The 14,210-nt window shown below is 68.3% G+C and carries 10 protein-coding genes and 4 pseudogenes; 5 read left to right on the top strand and 9 right to left on the bottom strand.

Going from position 1 to position 14,210, the window contains the following annotated elements; genetic code table 11:
* Window positions 1–6: 6 nt before the first annotated feature.
* Both AB0D93_RS10225 and AB0D93_RS10220 read right to left on the bottom strand, forming a co-directional pair.
* Window positions 7–920 (bottom strand): annotated as a pseudogene (locus AB0D93_RS10225) (IS982 family transposase).
* A 54-nt stretch (window positions 921–974) separates the two neighbouring features.
* Entirely contained in the window at window positions 975–1,448 is a 474-nt protein-coding gene (locus tag AB0D93_RS10220; RefSeq protein ID WP_362116059.1) for an N-acetyltransferase, read from the bottom strand.
* 234 nt (window positions 1,449–1,682) lie between these two features.
* Here AB0D93_RS10220 and istA point away from each other — a divergent pair.
* From istA to AB0D93_RS10200, 4 genes and pseudogenes are all read left to right on the top strand, one after another.
* Window positions 1,683–2,630: pseudogene (istA, locus tag AB0D93_RS10215) on the top strand (IS21 family transposase); the annotation flags it as partial.
* 172 nt (window positions 2,631–2,802) lie between these two features.
* Window positions 2,803–3,243 (top strand): hypothetical protein, encoded by a 441-nt coding sequence (locus AB0D93_RS10210; RefSeq protein WP_362116290.1) that lies wholly within the window; start codon window positions 2,803–2,805, stop codon window positions 3,241–3,243.
* Window positions 3,244–3,355: 112 nt separating this feature from the next.
* Window positions 3,356–4,183 carry an IS21-like element helper ATPase IstB gene (gene istB, locus AB0D93_RS10205; RefSeq protein WP_362116056.1) on the top strand — a complete coding sequence of 276 codons (828 nt, stop codon included), beginning with the start codon at window positions 3,356–3,358 and terminating at the stop codon, window positions 4,181–4,183.
* Window positions 4,128–5,651, top strand: a complete 1,524-nt coding sequence (locus tag AB0D93_RS10200; protein WP_362116281.1) for an MFS transporter — start codon at window positions 4,128–4,130, stop codon at window positions 5,649–5,651. The genes istB and AB0D93_RS10200 overlap by 56 nt, the downstream gene beginning before the upstream one ends.
* A gap of 534 nt (window positions 5,652–6,185) precedes the next feature.
* Here the strand turns inward: AB0D93_RS10200 and AB0D93_RS10195 are convergent.
* From AB0D93_RS10195 to AB0D93_RS10185, 3 genes and pseudogenes are all read right to left on the bottom strand, one after another.
* A complete protein-coding gene (locus AB0D93_RS10195; RefSeq protein ID WP_362116053.1) occupies window positions 6,186–6,578 on the bottom strand; it encodes a hypothetical protein in 393 nt (130 codons plus the stop codon).
* Between the two features lie 47 nt (window positions 6,579–6,625).
* A pseudogene (locus tag AB0D93_RS10190) lies at window positions 6,626–6,943 on the bottom strand (NAD-dependent epimerase); the annotation flags it as partial.
* Window positions 6,944–6,979: 36 nt separating this feature from the next.
* A pseudogene (locus AB0D93_RS10185) lies at window positions 6,980–7,222 on the bottom strand (leucine zipper domain-containing protein); the annotation flags it as partial.
* 1,483 nt (window positions 7,223–8,705) lie between these two features.
* On the opposite strand from AB0D93_RS10185, the gene AB0D93_RS10180 reads away from it, so the two are divergent.
* Entirely contained in the window at window positions 8,706–9,341 is a 636-nt protein-coding gene (locus tag AB0D93_RS10180) for an isochorismatase family protein (RefSeq protein ID WP_362116050.1), read from the top strand.
* 849 nt (window positions 9,342–10,190) lie between these two features.
* Here AB0D93_RS10180 and AB0D93_RS10175 read toward each other — a convergent pair.
* The 4 genes from AB0D93_RS10175 to AB0D93_RS10160 are packed head-to-tail and all read right to left on the bottom strand — an operon-like array spanning window position 10,191 to window position 14,175.
* Window positions 10,191–10,802 (bottom strand): TetR family transcriptional regulator C-terminal domain-containing protein, encoded by a 612-nt coding sequence (locus AB0D93_RS10175; protein ID WP_362116047.1) that lies wholly within the window; start codon window positions 10,800–10,802, stop codon window positions 10,191–10,193.
* Window positions 10,803–10,861: 59 nt separating this feature from the next.
* Window positions 10,862–11,764, bottom strand: a complete 903-nt coding sequence (locus AB0D93_RS10170; RefSeq protein ID WP_362116044.1) for a 3-hydroxybutyryl-CoA dehydrogenase — start codon at window positions 11,762–11,764, stop codon at window positions 10,862–10,864.
* 33 nt (window positions 11,765–11,797) lie between these two features.
* Window positions 11,798–12,970, bottom strand: a complete 1,173-nt coding sequence (locus AB0D93_RS10165) for an acyl-CoA dehydrogenase family protein (RefSeq protein ID WP_362116041.1) — start codon at window positions 12,968–12,970, stop codon at window positions 11,798–11,800.
* A gap of 32 nt (window positions 12,971–13,002) precedes the next feature.
* Window positions 13,003–14,175 carry an acyl-CoA dehydrogenase family protein gene (locus tag AB0D93_RS10160; protein ID WP_362116038.1) on the bottom strand — a complete coding sequence of 391 codons (1,173 nt, stop codon included), beginning with the start codon at window positions 14,173–14,175 and terminating at the stop codon, window positions 13,003–13,005.
* Window positions 14,176–14,210 lie beyond the last annotated feature (35 nt).

Raw genomic sequence — 14,210 nt, 5'->3', positions numbered from 1 at the left:
AGGGGTTCAGTGGTCGTAGGCGGTGAGCGCGCGCATGGTCGGCTGACCAGTGCGGTCGTTGTGCCAGATGGCGGTGGTGAGCGCGAGGATGCGCTGCAGGACTCGGACGGCTACACCATTGGGGGCGCGGGCTCGGTGCCGTTCGAGGTCGAGCTGGCCCTTGAAGGTCTCGTCGACCGATTCGATGACCTGCCGCAGCGGTTTGAACAGCTGTGATCCGGCCCGCTGCGGCTCACCCTTGCGGGCCGGCCGCAGGAGGCGGATGTCCAAGCCGGCGAGCCGCTGTTCGAACTCGCGGCCGAAGTAGTCCTTGTCTCCGATCAGTGTCTGTCCTGGGTGTTCGGCGGTCAGACAGGGTTCGACGGCGAGCAGGTCGAGCAGGGTCTCGCGCTCGTCCGCCTTGGCCCCGGTGAGCGCGAACGCGATCGGCAGGCCGTGAAGGGTGCAGACCGGTGCAGCCGCAATCCCCAGAAGTAGCGCGAGTGGCTGGCGCAGTACCCGTACTGGGCCCATCCGGCCAGGTCGGAGCGCTCAACGGTCTCTCGGGAGCGTCCGCACTCGACGGGTGTGGAGTCCGCCACCCACACGTCGTCGCTCCACAGTGTGGTGTCGCGGGCCAGTACCCGGGTGACCCGGCGGATCAGCTCGGCTGCCTTGCGCACGCGCTTGTTGTAGCCGGGCTGCTGGGGCAGGTACGGAAAGAGGTGGCGGAGGTGGGCGCCGGCATGACGCAGCCAGCGGGCCTCGGAGGTGAAGCCGAGCAACGCCTGCATCATCGCCAGCGTTACCAGCTCGGCGTCTCTGAGCCGCGGCACGATGCCCACGGCCGGAGGCTGCGGGGCGAATTGCGGCGAGTCATTCAGCAGGTCGTCGGTCTTCACATAGAGTGCGGTCGCGAGGGTGTCCAGGTCGTTCGTCACAGACCGACCTTGGGCGCCCTCGCATCGTCCGCGCAGTCACTGCAAGAACTTGGCTCAGCTGGGCGCGACGGGCTGTTCGAGGAGCTCGTCCGGTCCGTCGAATCCGCAGCGCCGGTACAGCGGCGCACTGCGCTCGGACGGCCACACGATCAACGTGTCCAGGCCGTGAGCGCGCGCATAGCTGGTCACCTCGTCGAGCAGGGCCCTGCCCAGACCGCGATTGCGCTGTTCAGGAACGACGTAGAAGTTCGTCACGTAGCCGAGGGCGTCGGAACCCGGGTAGGGACTCGGGACTTTCTCCACGAGACACACGAACACGTGGCCACAGGACCGGCCGCCTACTTCCGCGACCCAGATACGCCACGGCCCGGCCATCCGGGAACGCAGCCACTGCTCGCACTCAGTGGTGAACTCCTCCTCGCCCTGCGGGACTTCATCTCCGCCGTCCTCCACCTTGAACCGCCAGCGCATAGCTGCCAGCGCAGGCGCGTCGTCGAACTCGGCCCGACGGATAACAACGTCACTCATGACCACACTCTCCCAGGCCGATCCGCCGGAGCGAAACTGCCTACGCCCGTCCTGTTTTCGGCAGGGTGGGATGGAGCCGGCGGGGCGGTGGGAGCGGGAGCCACTGTTTCGGCAACGGGATTGGGAGCCACCTTGTGTGACTGTGTGTGACATGCCGCGTCTGGCGTAATGGGTGGGTTGGGCTGTTTGGCCGCGTCACTCTGTGCGCGTTGATCACGGTCGTGTCAGGAGACTGTGTTGCACAGATCGCGTGAGTGGCTGTACGAGCGGATCCGTCGTGACAAGCGGCAGGATCCGGAGGTGTCGGGGCAAGCTCTTGCCCGGAGGTACCGGGTTTCGCGGAATACGGTGGCGAAGGCTCTGCGGCATCCGGTGCCGCTGGAGCGGAGGAAGCCGCCGCCGCGGGATAGCGTGCTGGAGCCGGTGAAGGGCTTCATCGACGCGATGTTGCGCGAGGACCTTACGGCGCCGAGGAAGCAGCGGCACACCATCGACCGGATCGTGCAGCGGCTGGCCGCCGACCATGACTTCGAGCATGCCTCGTACTCCACGGTTCGTGACCATGTGCGCACGCGGCGTGGGGAGGTGGAGCTGGAGGCGAAGCAGGGGCGCGGGCACCTGGAAGGGACGGTGCCGCAGGAGAAGCGGCCGGGCGAGGAGACTGAGGTCGACTTCGCGGACGTGTGGGTGAATCTGGCCGGGCAGCGACGCAAGTACGTGCTGTTCACGCTGCGGATGTCATATTCGGGCAAGGCCGTGCACCGCGTGTTCGCCACGGCGTCGCAGGAAGCCTTTCTCGAAGGGCATGTGGAGGCGTTCGGGGTTCTGGGTGGGGTGCCGACGGTCCACATCCGCTACGACAACCTCAAGTCGGCGCTCAGGCAGGTGCTGTTCGGCCGCTCTCGCACCGAATCGGCCCGGTGGGCTGCTTTTAGGTCCTGGTATGGCTACTCGGCGTTCTACTGCACGCCGGGTGAGGCGGGTGCCCATGAGAAGGGCGGGGTGGAGCACGAGGGCGGGAGGTTCCGCCGCAAGCATCTGGTCCCGCCTCCGGTGGTGGAGACGCTGGCGGAGCTGAATGAGCGGCTGGCGGCGATCGACGTGGCCGAGGATGCCCGGCACGTGCACGGTCGGCCCACCTCGATCGGTTTCGACTTCGAGCAGGAACGCCGGCTGCTGCGGGAGCTGCCCGCGGACGAGTACGACGCCGGGATCGACCTGACGCCGGTGGTGCACCGCAACGGACGGGTCACCGTGCGCCAGTGCTACTACTCGGTGCCCGCCCGCTTCATCGGGTCGAAGGTGCGGGTGAGGCTGAAGGCCAACGAAGTGTGGATCTTCGAGGGGCGCCCGGGTGATCGCGCGCCACCCCCGGCTGACCCGCCGTCACACCTACCACGACATTCTCGACCACTATCTGGAGATCCTGCTGGTCAGGCCCGGTGCGTTCGCCGGGGCGGCGGCGCTTGCGCAGGCCCGCGCCGAGGGCGCCTTCACCAGGACGCACGAGGCGTTGTGGGCGGCGGCCAAGCAGAGGGCGGGGGACCGGGACGGCACCCGGATGCTGATCGAGGTGCTGCTGCACCGGCAGGTGCCGGCCGACGCGGTCGTCGCCGGCATGGCCACCGTCCTCAGGGTGGAGGCGACCAGCACGGACCTGGTCGCCATCGAAGCGCGCAAGGCCATGGAGAACCGGGAGGGCGAGGACGACGGCGAGGACATGGTCGTCGATGACGGGCCTCGCGACTGCCTGACGAGGCCGTTGGTGAGGACGCGAGCGCAGGCGCGAAGGTGATCTCGCTGCACACGCGGCGGCTGCCTGCGGATCTGCGGACCTCGCTGCCGGACATGAGCAAGTACGACCGGCTGCTGAAGCCAGTCACCACGACGAAGAAGGACACGAGCGCTTGAGCCCGACCAGGACTGCGGAGGCGGCGGCCGAGCAGGTGCCGTCGGCCAGGATCCCGCTGCCCGGCGATCCGGAGGACGCATTGATCGACGAAGCGTGCCGGGATCTGCGCCTGCCCGCCTTCCGCGAGCGGTTCGTCGAGATCGCGGCCACCGCCAGGCGTGAGCAGGTGTCCTACAAGCAGTTCCTGCTGGAGCTGCTGCAGACCGAGGTCGCCGACCGGGACCTGCGCCGCCAGCAGCGGCTGGTGCGGGCGGCGAGATTCCCCCGGCCCAAGCGGCTGGGGGACTTCGCCTTCGAGAAGAACCCCAACCTCCTGCCCGAGATCATCGGCGATCTGAAGATCCCTTCCTGGGTGCAGGAAGGCCGCCCGCTGGTGCTGATCGGCGACAGCGGCACGAGCAAGAGCCACCTGCTGATCGGGATCGGTACGGCGATCGCCCAGGCGGGCCTGACCGTCCGATACACCACCACCTCCGCCCTGGTGAACGAGCTCGCCGAGGCGGACGCGGCACGGCGCCTGTCCTCGGTGATCGCCCGCTACAGCAAGGTGGACCTTCTCTGCCTGGACGAGTTCGCCTATCTGAACCTGGACAAGAAGGGTGCCAAGCTGCTCTTCCAGATTTTCACCGAGCGGAAGGAGCGCAAGGCGACGGCGGTCGCGACCAACTCGCCCTTCGCCGAGTGGGACAAGATCTTCAACGAGCCCAGGCTCTGCGCGGCCATCGCCGACCGGATCACCTTCCCCTGCACGCTGATCCAGACAGGCACTGACTCCTACCGCTTCCAGGCCACCGAAGCCGAACATCAGGTCGCCACGCGGTGATCGCCGCAGCCCGGCTTGTCCACAGACCGCTGTCCGGGACGGGGACAGGACGCTGAACTCTCTCGAGGAGGGGTGGCACAGCCCGCGGCACGCACGTCTTGCGGTCCTGGTGATGCTGGCGGCAACGTTCATGCAGCTGGTGGACGTATCCATCGTCAACGTGGCCGTCCCCTCCATCCAGCGCGACCTGGGGGCCGGGCCGGGCGCGGCGGAGCTCGTCTCCGCCGGTTACACCCTCGCGTTCGCCTGCACCCTGATCCCCGCGGGCCGTCTGGGCGACCACTACGGCTACCGGCGTCTGTTCACCATCGGCATAACGGTCTTCACCGCGGCATCAGCCGCCTGCATGACTGCACCCACTCCGGCTGTTCTCGTCGTCTCCCGGGTGGTTCAGGGCGTGGGATGCGGGCTGATGGGGCCACAGGTGCTGTCGCTGTTCCAGACCCTCTTCCCGCCCGAGGACCGGGGTCGCATCTTCGCCCGGTACGGCACCACGATCGCGCTGGGATCGATCACGGGGCCGGTCCTGGGCGGTGTGCTGATCACCGCGGGCGGTGCCGACTGGTCCTGGCGTCTGATCTTCGCCGTCAACCTGCCCATCGGGACTGCCGCCCTGATGGGCATGCGCCTCATTCCCCGCACCGCCCATCGCGCCACTGACCGGCTGGACGTTTTCGGGGCCCTCCTGCTGAGCGCCGGCCTGGCGCTGCTGGTCTATCCGCTGTCCGTCGGGCACGAGGAGTCATGGCCGTGGTGGGCATGGGCCATGTCGGCCTGCGCCTGCCTGCTGCTGGCCCTGTTCACCGTCCAGCAGACGTACCGCTCACGCCGGGGAGCCAGTCCCTTGCTCCACCTGGACGTCTTCCGTGATCCCACCCTGCGCCATGGCGTGATCGTGGTGTTCACCTTCTTCGCGGGTGTCCTGCCGTTCTTCTTCTACCTGTCGGTCTACCTGCAAAACGGCTTCGGCTACACGGCATTGGAGGCCGGGCTGATCCCCCTGCCATTCGCTGTCACGGCCGCCATCACCTCACGCACGGCCAACGATCTGATGCGCCGTCACCAAGGCAGAACCCTGGTGGCGGCAGCCATGACGATGGCTGCCGCCATGGCCGCGGCGGCCGTGATCACCGCCGCCGCGGGGACACACCCAAGCCTTTGGTACCTGGCCGCGCCCATGGCGCTGGCCGGAGCCGGCTTCGGGACCTTCTCCGCCGGTGCCACCCCCTTCATCCTCGCCCACGCCAAACCGCAGGCAGCCGGCTCCATTTCCGGTGTCCTTCCCACCGCGACCCAGCTGGCCGGTTCCCTCGGCGTCGCAGTGGCCGGCCTGGCCTTCTACAGCCCGCTCAGCACCGCCCCCCAACAGGCCCACGCCTACGTCACGGCATTCACCTACGCGCTGTCCTACAGCACAGCCGCCTTCGGTATCGCCGCAGCGGCAGCTGTGCGCCTGCGGCGGACCTGACCGGCAACACCTACCCACACAAGGAACCGGGCCCTTCCGAACCACGCCTGTCAGGGACGCGGTCCAGCTGGACCCGGGACCACAAAACTAATCCCTCACCCCAGACGGACCACGCAGACACCCCGGCCCCGCTCACACACAGCCACACATCACCCGATAGGGGCGGCTCTCAATCTCATTGCCGATCATGAAATGCGACGCTGCCCGCCCCCACCACGGACGGAGCAACGTGGCTCTCAAACCCGTTGCCCGAGTGGCTCCCATACACCCTGTCGAAAACACCCGTCCAGTGACCCCTTGGAATTGATCATCTAGGGCCTGTCGTTTGGGTCAGGTCGCAGGACAGCACCGGGGCCGATTGGCGCCGGTGAGCGGGGTCTGGTGCGTGCGGATGCAAGGCGGAGGAGGGAGTCGACGCGATGGGGGTCCCCCCGCGCGAGCGAAGCCGAGCGTGGGGGGAGTCGGCGACCGACGACAACGCCGCAGACGTGCGTGCCAGACCCCGCGTCTGCGGCCTGATCCAAACGACGGGCCCTAAGCGGCGGCTCCTGTCACGGAGGTCGTCACGGCACAGGCGACGGCGGTCGCGACGAGGCTGCCGATCATGACCATCCCGACGCCGATGACGAAGAGTCCGCTGGAGTCGTCCGACCAGTCGTAGTAGGCGGCAAGGGTGAGACCGGCCGTGGTGCCCAGGACGGCGCCCGCCACATGGTGCCTGAATGCCGCCCAGCACACGGGGACCAGCAGGGTCAGCACCAGCCCGATCACCTGCCACGCCTCGTACGGGCCGGTCGTGGAGCCGTCGGGGTGCACGTCACGATGCTGGTCCCAGCCCAGCCAGGCAGCCCACAGCGCCATCGCCACCCCCGCGAGAAGGACGATCGACAGCAACTGGGCAACGGATCCCCGGAGTCGTCGGTTCATGGTCCGAGAGTGACAGCCCGTCACGTCGTCGAGCAGAGCGGACATACTCAGATCCGTCTGAGTACGGCATCGGGGTGCTCGGCGAGGTAGTCCTCCACGACCGACTGGAAGTTCGCGTCGGGTTCGAGTCCGAGCGCGACGGCGCGCCTGTTGTCGAAGGCGGCGGGGCACGAGGCGACGATGGCCTCGATGGCGGGGTCGGGCGTCATGGCCACCAGGTCGGCGGCGGTGTCGCCGGCCACGCGCCGCAGTGTGGCGAGCATCTCGGCGACCGAGACCGTGAGTGCGGGAAGGCTGACCGGTGCCCGGCCGTCGAGACGTCCCGGCCCGCCGCCGCGCTCTGCCTCCGCGATGCGCAGGAGTCCGCCGAAGTGGTAGTTCTGCCGCAGGTAGATGATCTTCCCGACCACCTCGACGTGGGTGGCGTTCGGAGAGTTCTTCGGTGCCTTGGACCGGGTGCGTAGTCCCTCGATGCCCTCGGCCTGGTAGCGGCGGTACCAGGTGTAGTACGCCTGCCGACTGATCCCGAAGTACCGGCAGGACATCGCGACGTTCCCGGTGACCTCTTCGACATGGCGTATGACGGCCAGGCGCCGCTTGGCCTCGCGGTCAAGCGGCGGTGTGGTGGGGGTGGGCTTCGGCATGTGGATCTCCGTAGTGATCGGAGACCCAGGTGTCAACGATGGTCGTCAGTTTTAGATCGCTGTTACACCACTCGACGGGACACCATCCACATCATCTGATGAGGGGACGTGGCGGCTCCATAGGAGCGGCGATATGGGGGAGAGGAGCTCGTCTGGTGATTTCCCGCGTTCGACGGCTGTACAGCGCAGGGCGCAGCGAGGAAAGTGGAATGAAATATTCCGCTCTTCGGAAGGATAGAAAAATGATCGAACTCGCTGGCGGCTCCGAGGGCTGGATTCCCTCCGACGAAGTCCTAGTGCTGAATGACTGGCAGGTTGCCCTGTCCGAAGGTAACGCCGAGTAAGGCCGGCGTGAGATGTCGGAGAATCGGCCTCACGAAAGCGGTCCGACCCCAAGGGGAAGGGCCGCCGCCTCATCGTGCGAATGCCTGCGGACCACGGCGGACTGGTCCACCGCAGCGTGCATGAATCCGCTCCCGCTGATCGGCAGAGTGACTCTCATGGGCGGAACCATGACCAGCCCAGCCCCGCGGATGCCCGCCGCTGCGCAGCGCCCGTGACGGTGGCGACGGGGCTGCCACGCACCCGCCCGTGACAGCAGTTGTTCCACCGCGAGCGAGGACAGAGCCCCCATCTGGCCGCCCCCTTTCTCGTACATGGGAGACCCGGAAGGACACGGCAGCTGTAGTTCTGGTCTTGGCTGGTTGCGAAGAGTGTGCCGGCAGGCTTGTGCGATGGTTTGGTGGCGGCGCCAGGCCATCCAGTGCAAAACGTGTTCCGCGTCCCGGACTGGTGCTGCGAGGATGAACACCCGAAGGAGTCTGACGAGTTCGGGGCAGGGAAACGGGGCGAGGCGGACTGGTCCGGACAGGGCCGGTCGTAGCAGCGGCTGTGAGGGCGAGGACAGCGGACGCGATCAGCGCGGTCAGCGGCCAGCGTATCCAATCGAGCAGGTCACCTGTCCTTCGTCCAGGCCTGCGAAGGCCTTGCCGGGATGGACGGTCTCCTCGGTCCGTCACCGGCGGCAGATCACCTTCACCAGGTGGGTGGGGGTGACGGGGGGCATCGGGAGCCCGGCAGCGGAAGAGGGAGACCTCGGTCTGCATGCGCATCCACTGGTGCGGCAGCACCCCGTTGATCACCTGGCGGGCCGTCCAGCGGCGGCCCGCTCCGCCCGTAACCGTGTGCATGCGGACACGCCGGCTGCGCAGCCGGGCCCGAACGCCCTTATCTCCCGCGGAGTACACGTCGTCGCCGACGAACCAGTGTGCCGGTGACGCACAACGGGAAGATCGCTCCGGCGGGAAACCTGTCAGACCCGCACGTTCCATGATCGGTTGGGATACGGCTTCTCAGCCACTGGCGATGCGTGAGCCACCCGCGCACCGCGTCGGTCCAGGCCAGCCCGATAAGGCCCTCACCCCACCTGCCCACCCAATAGTATGCGCTGCCCCTCATCGGCGGTCACCACAGCGAGACATCCATGCCTGCTTTCTTCATCCAGTCAAAGGACTACGACGTCACGCGCTTGCGTGGGCACCGTGGCGGCCCCTCGTGGGGCATCGACCCTGCACGAGTGGCAATGCTTGCCCACGACCTTCAGCCCCAGTACCTCGACGGGCTCTCAGCGCGGTCCCGCCGCGTCCTTGTCACACAGGTGGAACGTACCCTGGCCTGGGCAGACGACCACCAGGTCCCGCTACTTGCCAGCGGTCCCCGGCCCTCATCTCACCTCTCACAGCGCGGGCTCCTTGGTACATGCTGGGGAATGGGCCTTTCCCAGGCCCAGGCCAAGGAGGTCGCCGTACCCAGGCTCAGCGCTGCCGATGTCACCCGCATAACCAAGCGTAGCTACAGCGCCTTCTACGCTACCGATCTCGAGACGGAACTGCGCCGCGGGAACCGTGACCAGCTGATCATCATCGGGGTCTACGCCAGCCACGGAATCCTGGCCACGAGCCTGGAAGCCATCGCCCGTGACATCCAGACGTTCGTCCCCTACGACGCCACTGCCGACTACACGGCCTACCGCCACACCGCTGCCCTTGACCTGATCAGCACCATGAGCGGGCGAGTCCTCGCAGTCGACGACCTGCCTCAGAAACGGCCCAGACAATGAACGGTGGTCGCAGCCGGCCCTAGTCGGCATGGACCGGTCCGCCGTTCCGGACTTCCATCCTTTGGGGACCGCTGTCCGAGAACTCCGGGGCGCCTCAACGCATCCTGCTCCCATCCTGGACTTCTCCCGCGGGCGTCACTTCCGGGACCGGACTCCCTTGGCGGCAGTACGTTACGTATCTGGGTGGGCTGTTCATTCGTCCGAGCGGCTATGGAAGTGACCGGCTCGCCCGACCGGTACGGGGCGACGATGGCAATAGCCTCCCGCCGAGCTCCTCACTGCGCATCGCCCGGCCGACCAGCAGCCGCTTCACCACCTGCGGGATGTTCACCACGAACCGAGACTATGCGACAACGGGCAAGACACCCCGCTACGCATGACTGCGCATCACCAGCGCGCCACCCGGCCCTGCCACCCCGGCCGTCCTGGCCTGACATCCGGCGCGACCGCTCGGGCGTGGAAGCGAGGAGCCGCCGGTATTCTGCCAGGTGGCTTCGATCCTCAGCGGACCGTCTGCTGATTCGGGACAGGGTCGACGGCGGTAGCGGTGTGAGTGGATTTGTGGGGGGGGGGCAACACCGAGCAATATCACGGGAGTTCGATCCTCGCGGCCGGAAGACGGGACGTCCAGGGCCTGCAGCCGACTTCGAGAACCGCTGGCCGGTGACGCGCCTCTGCTGAGTCAAGACGTTGCCGGACACCGGGCCGGCGGCACACCCTGAGCGGCCGAGCGGCGGCAGGAACCTCACGAGCCATCCAACCCGGCGTCCTACGGCACGCTACGAGCGGCCAACCTGACCGCGCACCCCAGGCCGGCGATCCAGCCCGATGGTCCTGCCGTCGCTGCGGTCACCCCACCGGTACCTCGTCCGGCAGGCCGAGTGCGGCCGAGACCTGGCGCCAGATGGACGTGAGGGCCGTGTCCAGGGTGACCGTCGGGTCGCGGAGCATCAGCCGGATGCCGTAGCCGTCGCTCAGGGACAGGATCAGTGTGCTCAGGTCGTCCACGTCGGTCGGTGTGAACTCGCCGGACGCGATGCCGCGCCGTACCGCGTCGGCCACCCAGGCGTGCAGCTGGGCGTACAGGTCCACGGCGAAGGCCCGGGTCGTCTCGTCGCGCAGTGCCCGCGCCCACAGCTCCTGCCACAGCCGCCAGTCCTGGTGCAGTTCGGGGTCGGTCGGCAGCAGGCTGCGCAGGATGCGGGCCAGGACGACCGCGGCCGGTGCGGTCTCCGCGTCCCGCTCGACGTCGAGGGCGGTGTGGGCGAAGGAGTGGGTCATCGCCTCGGTGAACAACTTCTCGCGCGTGTCGAAGTGGTAGTGCAGCAGCGCCGTCGACACGCCGGCCCGCTCGGCGACCATGCGCATGCGGATCTTCTCGAAGCCGATGTCGGCGATCACTTCGCAGGCCGCGGTCAGGATGCGCTCGCGCGTGTCTGCTGTGCGCACCTTGGTGGTCAAGCTGCCGCTCCCCTCGTTCGGTGGCCGTACGCCATGGCCATCTTCCCTCACCTTTTCGCTCACTGCGGCCCGGGTGCTGGCGTGGCATGGCTCTGTGGCTGGGCGTCGTAGGCATGGAAGCCTCGTCCGGACTTCCGGCCGAGCAGACCGGCCTCCACCATCCGTGACAGCAGTGGGGGCGGTGAGTACTGGGGTTCGCGGAATTCGGCGTACAGCGATTCGGCGATGGCGTGGGTGGTGTCCAGTCCGATCAGGTCCGTCAGGGCGAGCGGGCCGAGCGGGTGGGCGCAGCCGAGGACCATGGCGCGGTCCACGTCCTCGGGGGTGGCGCTGCCCGACTCCACCATGCGGACCGCCGCCAGCAGGTACGGGACGAGAAGCGCGTTGACGACGAAGCCGGCCTTGTCGCGGGTCCGGACGACCTCCTTGCCGAGGGTGCCGGTCACGAAGCGCTCGGCGCGGGCCACGGTGCCGGGCGAGGTCAGCAGCGAGGGGACGAGTTCGACGAGGCGCAGGACCGGTACGGGGTTGAAGAAGTGCACCCCGAGGACGTTTTCGGGTCGGGTGGTCGCGGAGGCGAGCCGGATGACGGGGATGGAGGAGGTGTTGGTCGCCAGGAGTGTGCGGTCGTCGGTGAGGACGGAGTCGAGGCGGGTGAAGACGTCGGTCTTGAGGCGTTCGTTCTCCGCGACGGCCTCGATGACCAGGTCGCGGTCGTGCAGCGCCTCGATCTGGTCGACCACCGTGACGCGTGCCGCGGTGGCCTCGCGCCGTTCCTCGGTGAGCCGGCCGTGGGCGGCGGCGCGGTCGAGTGAGCGGGTGATGCGCAGGCGGCCCGCTCGGGCCGCCTGCGCGTCGCGTTCCACCACGGTCACCGGCAGGCCGGCCCGCGCACAGACCTCGGCGATGCCCGCACCCATCAGTCCGCAGCCGACGACTCCGACGCGTTCGATGTCGGTCATCCGGGCTTCCCTTCGATCTGTTGTTCCGTGGTGTCAGGCGGTGGGCAGGTCCAGCACGCCCGAGCCGCGCTTGATCAGCTCATTGGCGATGATCAGCCGCTGGATCTCGGAGGTGCCCTCCCAGATCCGGTCGACGCGCAGCTCGCGGTAGAGCCGTTCGACGGTGTACGTGCGGTCGTAGCCGCGGCCGCCGTGGATCTGCAGGCACCGGTCGATCACCCGGCCCGAGGCCTCGCTCGCCGCGAGCTTGGCGATGGACGCCTTGGCGTGCAGTGTCTTGCGGTCGTCGGCCGAGGCCTGGTCGACCTCCCAGGCGACCTGGTGGGTGTAGGCGCGGTTGACGGCGATGTCCACGGCGCAGTCGGCGAGCATGCCCTGGATCAGCTGGTACGAGGCGATGGGCGCCCCGAACTGCTCGCGCTCCACCGCCCAGTCCCGGGCCAGTTCCAGCGCTCGCTCGGCGGCTCCGGTGGTGCGCGCCGCGATCATCAGGCGCTCCTCCGTGAACCACGAGCGGGTGATGTCGTACCCCTCGCCGATGCCGCCGAGCACGGCGTCGTCCGCCACCTGGACGTCGGTGAAGGTGAACTCGGGGTGCTCGTACACGAAGGTGTGCATGAAGCGCGGCACGCGGGTCATCTCGATGCCGGGGGTTTCCTTGTCGACGAGGAAGAGCGTCGGGGCTCCCTCCGGTCCCGCCGCAGCGAGGACGATCATGAAGTCGGCGTGGTCGCCGACCGTCACGAACCATTTCTCGCCGTTGAGCACCCAGCCGCGGTCGTTCTTCGTGGCCGTGGTGGCGAGGTTCTGCGGGTCCGAGCCCGCGCCCGGCTCGGTGACGGCGTAGCAGTCGCGGCGTTCGCCCTTGATCACGGGGACGAGGAACCGCTCGCGCTGCTGCGGGGTGCAGAAGCGGAGGGCGTTGGCGGGCCGCCACACCATGTCCCACAGGGCGCCGGTGAGCCGTCCCAGCTCCTCCTGGACGGTGACCTGCTCGGCGATGGTGAGGCCGGCGCCGCCCCATTCGGCCGGCATGTTGACGGCCTGGAGCCCCGCGTCCAGGACCGCGTCGCGGATCTTTTCGTGTGCGTCGGCGGGCAGGCCGTTGTTCTCCTCGCACGGGATCTCGTACGCGGCGATGAAGTCGGTCAGGGCGCGGGCGTCGGCCTTGAGCTGTGCCTGGCGCGGGGTGAGACGGAAGTCCATGGAGGTCCTCGCTTCGCGGTGAAGGGGTGGGGTCAGTGCGTGGGCAGGGCCAGGGCGCGGGTGCCGCGCTTGATGAGCTCGTTGGCGATGATCAGTCGCTGGATCTCGGAGGTGCCCTCCCAGATCCGGTCGACGCGCAGCTCGCGGTACATGCGCTCGACGGGGTAGGTGCGGTCGTAGCCGCGGCCGCCGAAGATCTGCAGACAGCGGTCGGCGACCCGGCCTGCGGCCTCGCTGGCGGAGAGCTTGGCGGTGGAGGCCTTGGCGTGCAGTGTCTTGCGGTCGGTGCCCGGCTGGTCGGCCTCCCAGGCGACTTGATGGGTGTAGGCGCGGTTGACGGCGATGTCCACGGCGCAGTCGGCGAGCATGCCCTGGATCAGCTGGTACGAGGCGATGGGCGCCCCGAACTGCTCGCGCTCCACCGCCCAGTCACGGGCGAGTCGCAGGCAGCGTTCGGCCGCGCCGACCGTACGGGCGGCGATCATCAGGCGTTCGTCGGTGAACCATTCCTTGGTCAGCTCGTATCCGTTGCCGACGCCGCCGAGCACGTCCTCGTCGGCCACGAAGACGTCGGTGAAGGTGAACTCGGGGTGCCCGTTGACCGCGGAGTGCATGAAGCGGGGCAGGCGGGTCATCTCGACGCCGGGCGCGTCCTTGTCCACGAAGAAGAGGGTGGGCAGCCGCTCCGGGCCGGCGTCCGCCTGGACCAGCAGGAAGTCGGCGATGTCGCCGCAGGTGACGAACCACTTCTCCCCGTTCAGCAACCAGCCGCCGTCGGTGCGGGTGGCCGTGGAGGTGCCGGAGGAGGGGTCCGAGCCGGCGCCCGGCTCGGTGACGGCGAAGGCGTCGAACTTCTCGGCGCGGATCACGGGAAGCAGGTACTTCTCGCGCTGCCGCTCGTCGCCGTACGCGAGGACGTTGGCGGGTCGCCAGGGGATGTCCCACAGGCAGTTGGTGACCTTGCCGAACTCCTCCTCGACGACGACCTGGTCGAGGAGGCCGAGGCCGGCGCCGCCCCATTCGGCGGGCATGTTGATGGCGTAGACACCGGCGTCCATGGCGGCCCGGGTCAGCTCGGTGACGAGCGGCTGCGGCAGGGGGCCGCCGGCCTGCTCGGACTGGTCCTCGTAACTCATCAGCAGGCGTGCGTAGAGGGCGGCGCGCCGCTTGAGGTCGGCCTGCTCGGGGGTGTAGCGCATGTCCATGGGAGCCTCTTCGGTTCGGTGCGCGAGGGGATGGG

The sequence above is a fragment of the Streptomyces sp. NPDC048191 genome, from assembly GCF_040652655.1.
GTDB lineage: Bacteria > Actinomycetota > Actinomycetes > Streptomycetales > Streptomycetaceae > Streptomyces.
This window is presented reverse-complemented; position numbering and strand designations above follow the sequence as displayed.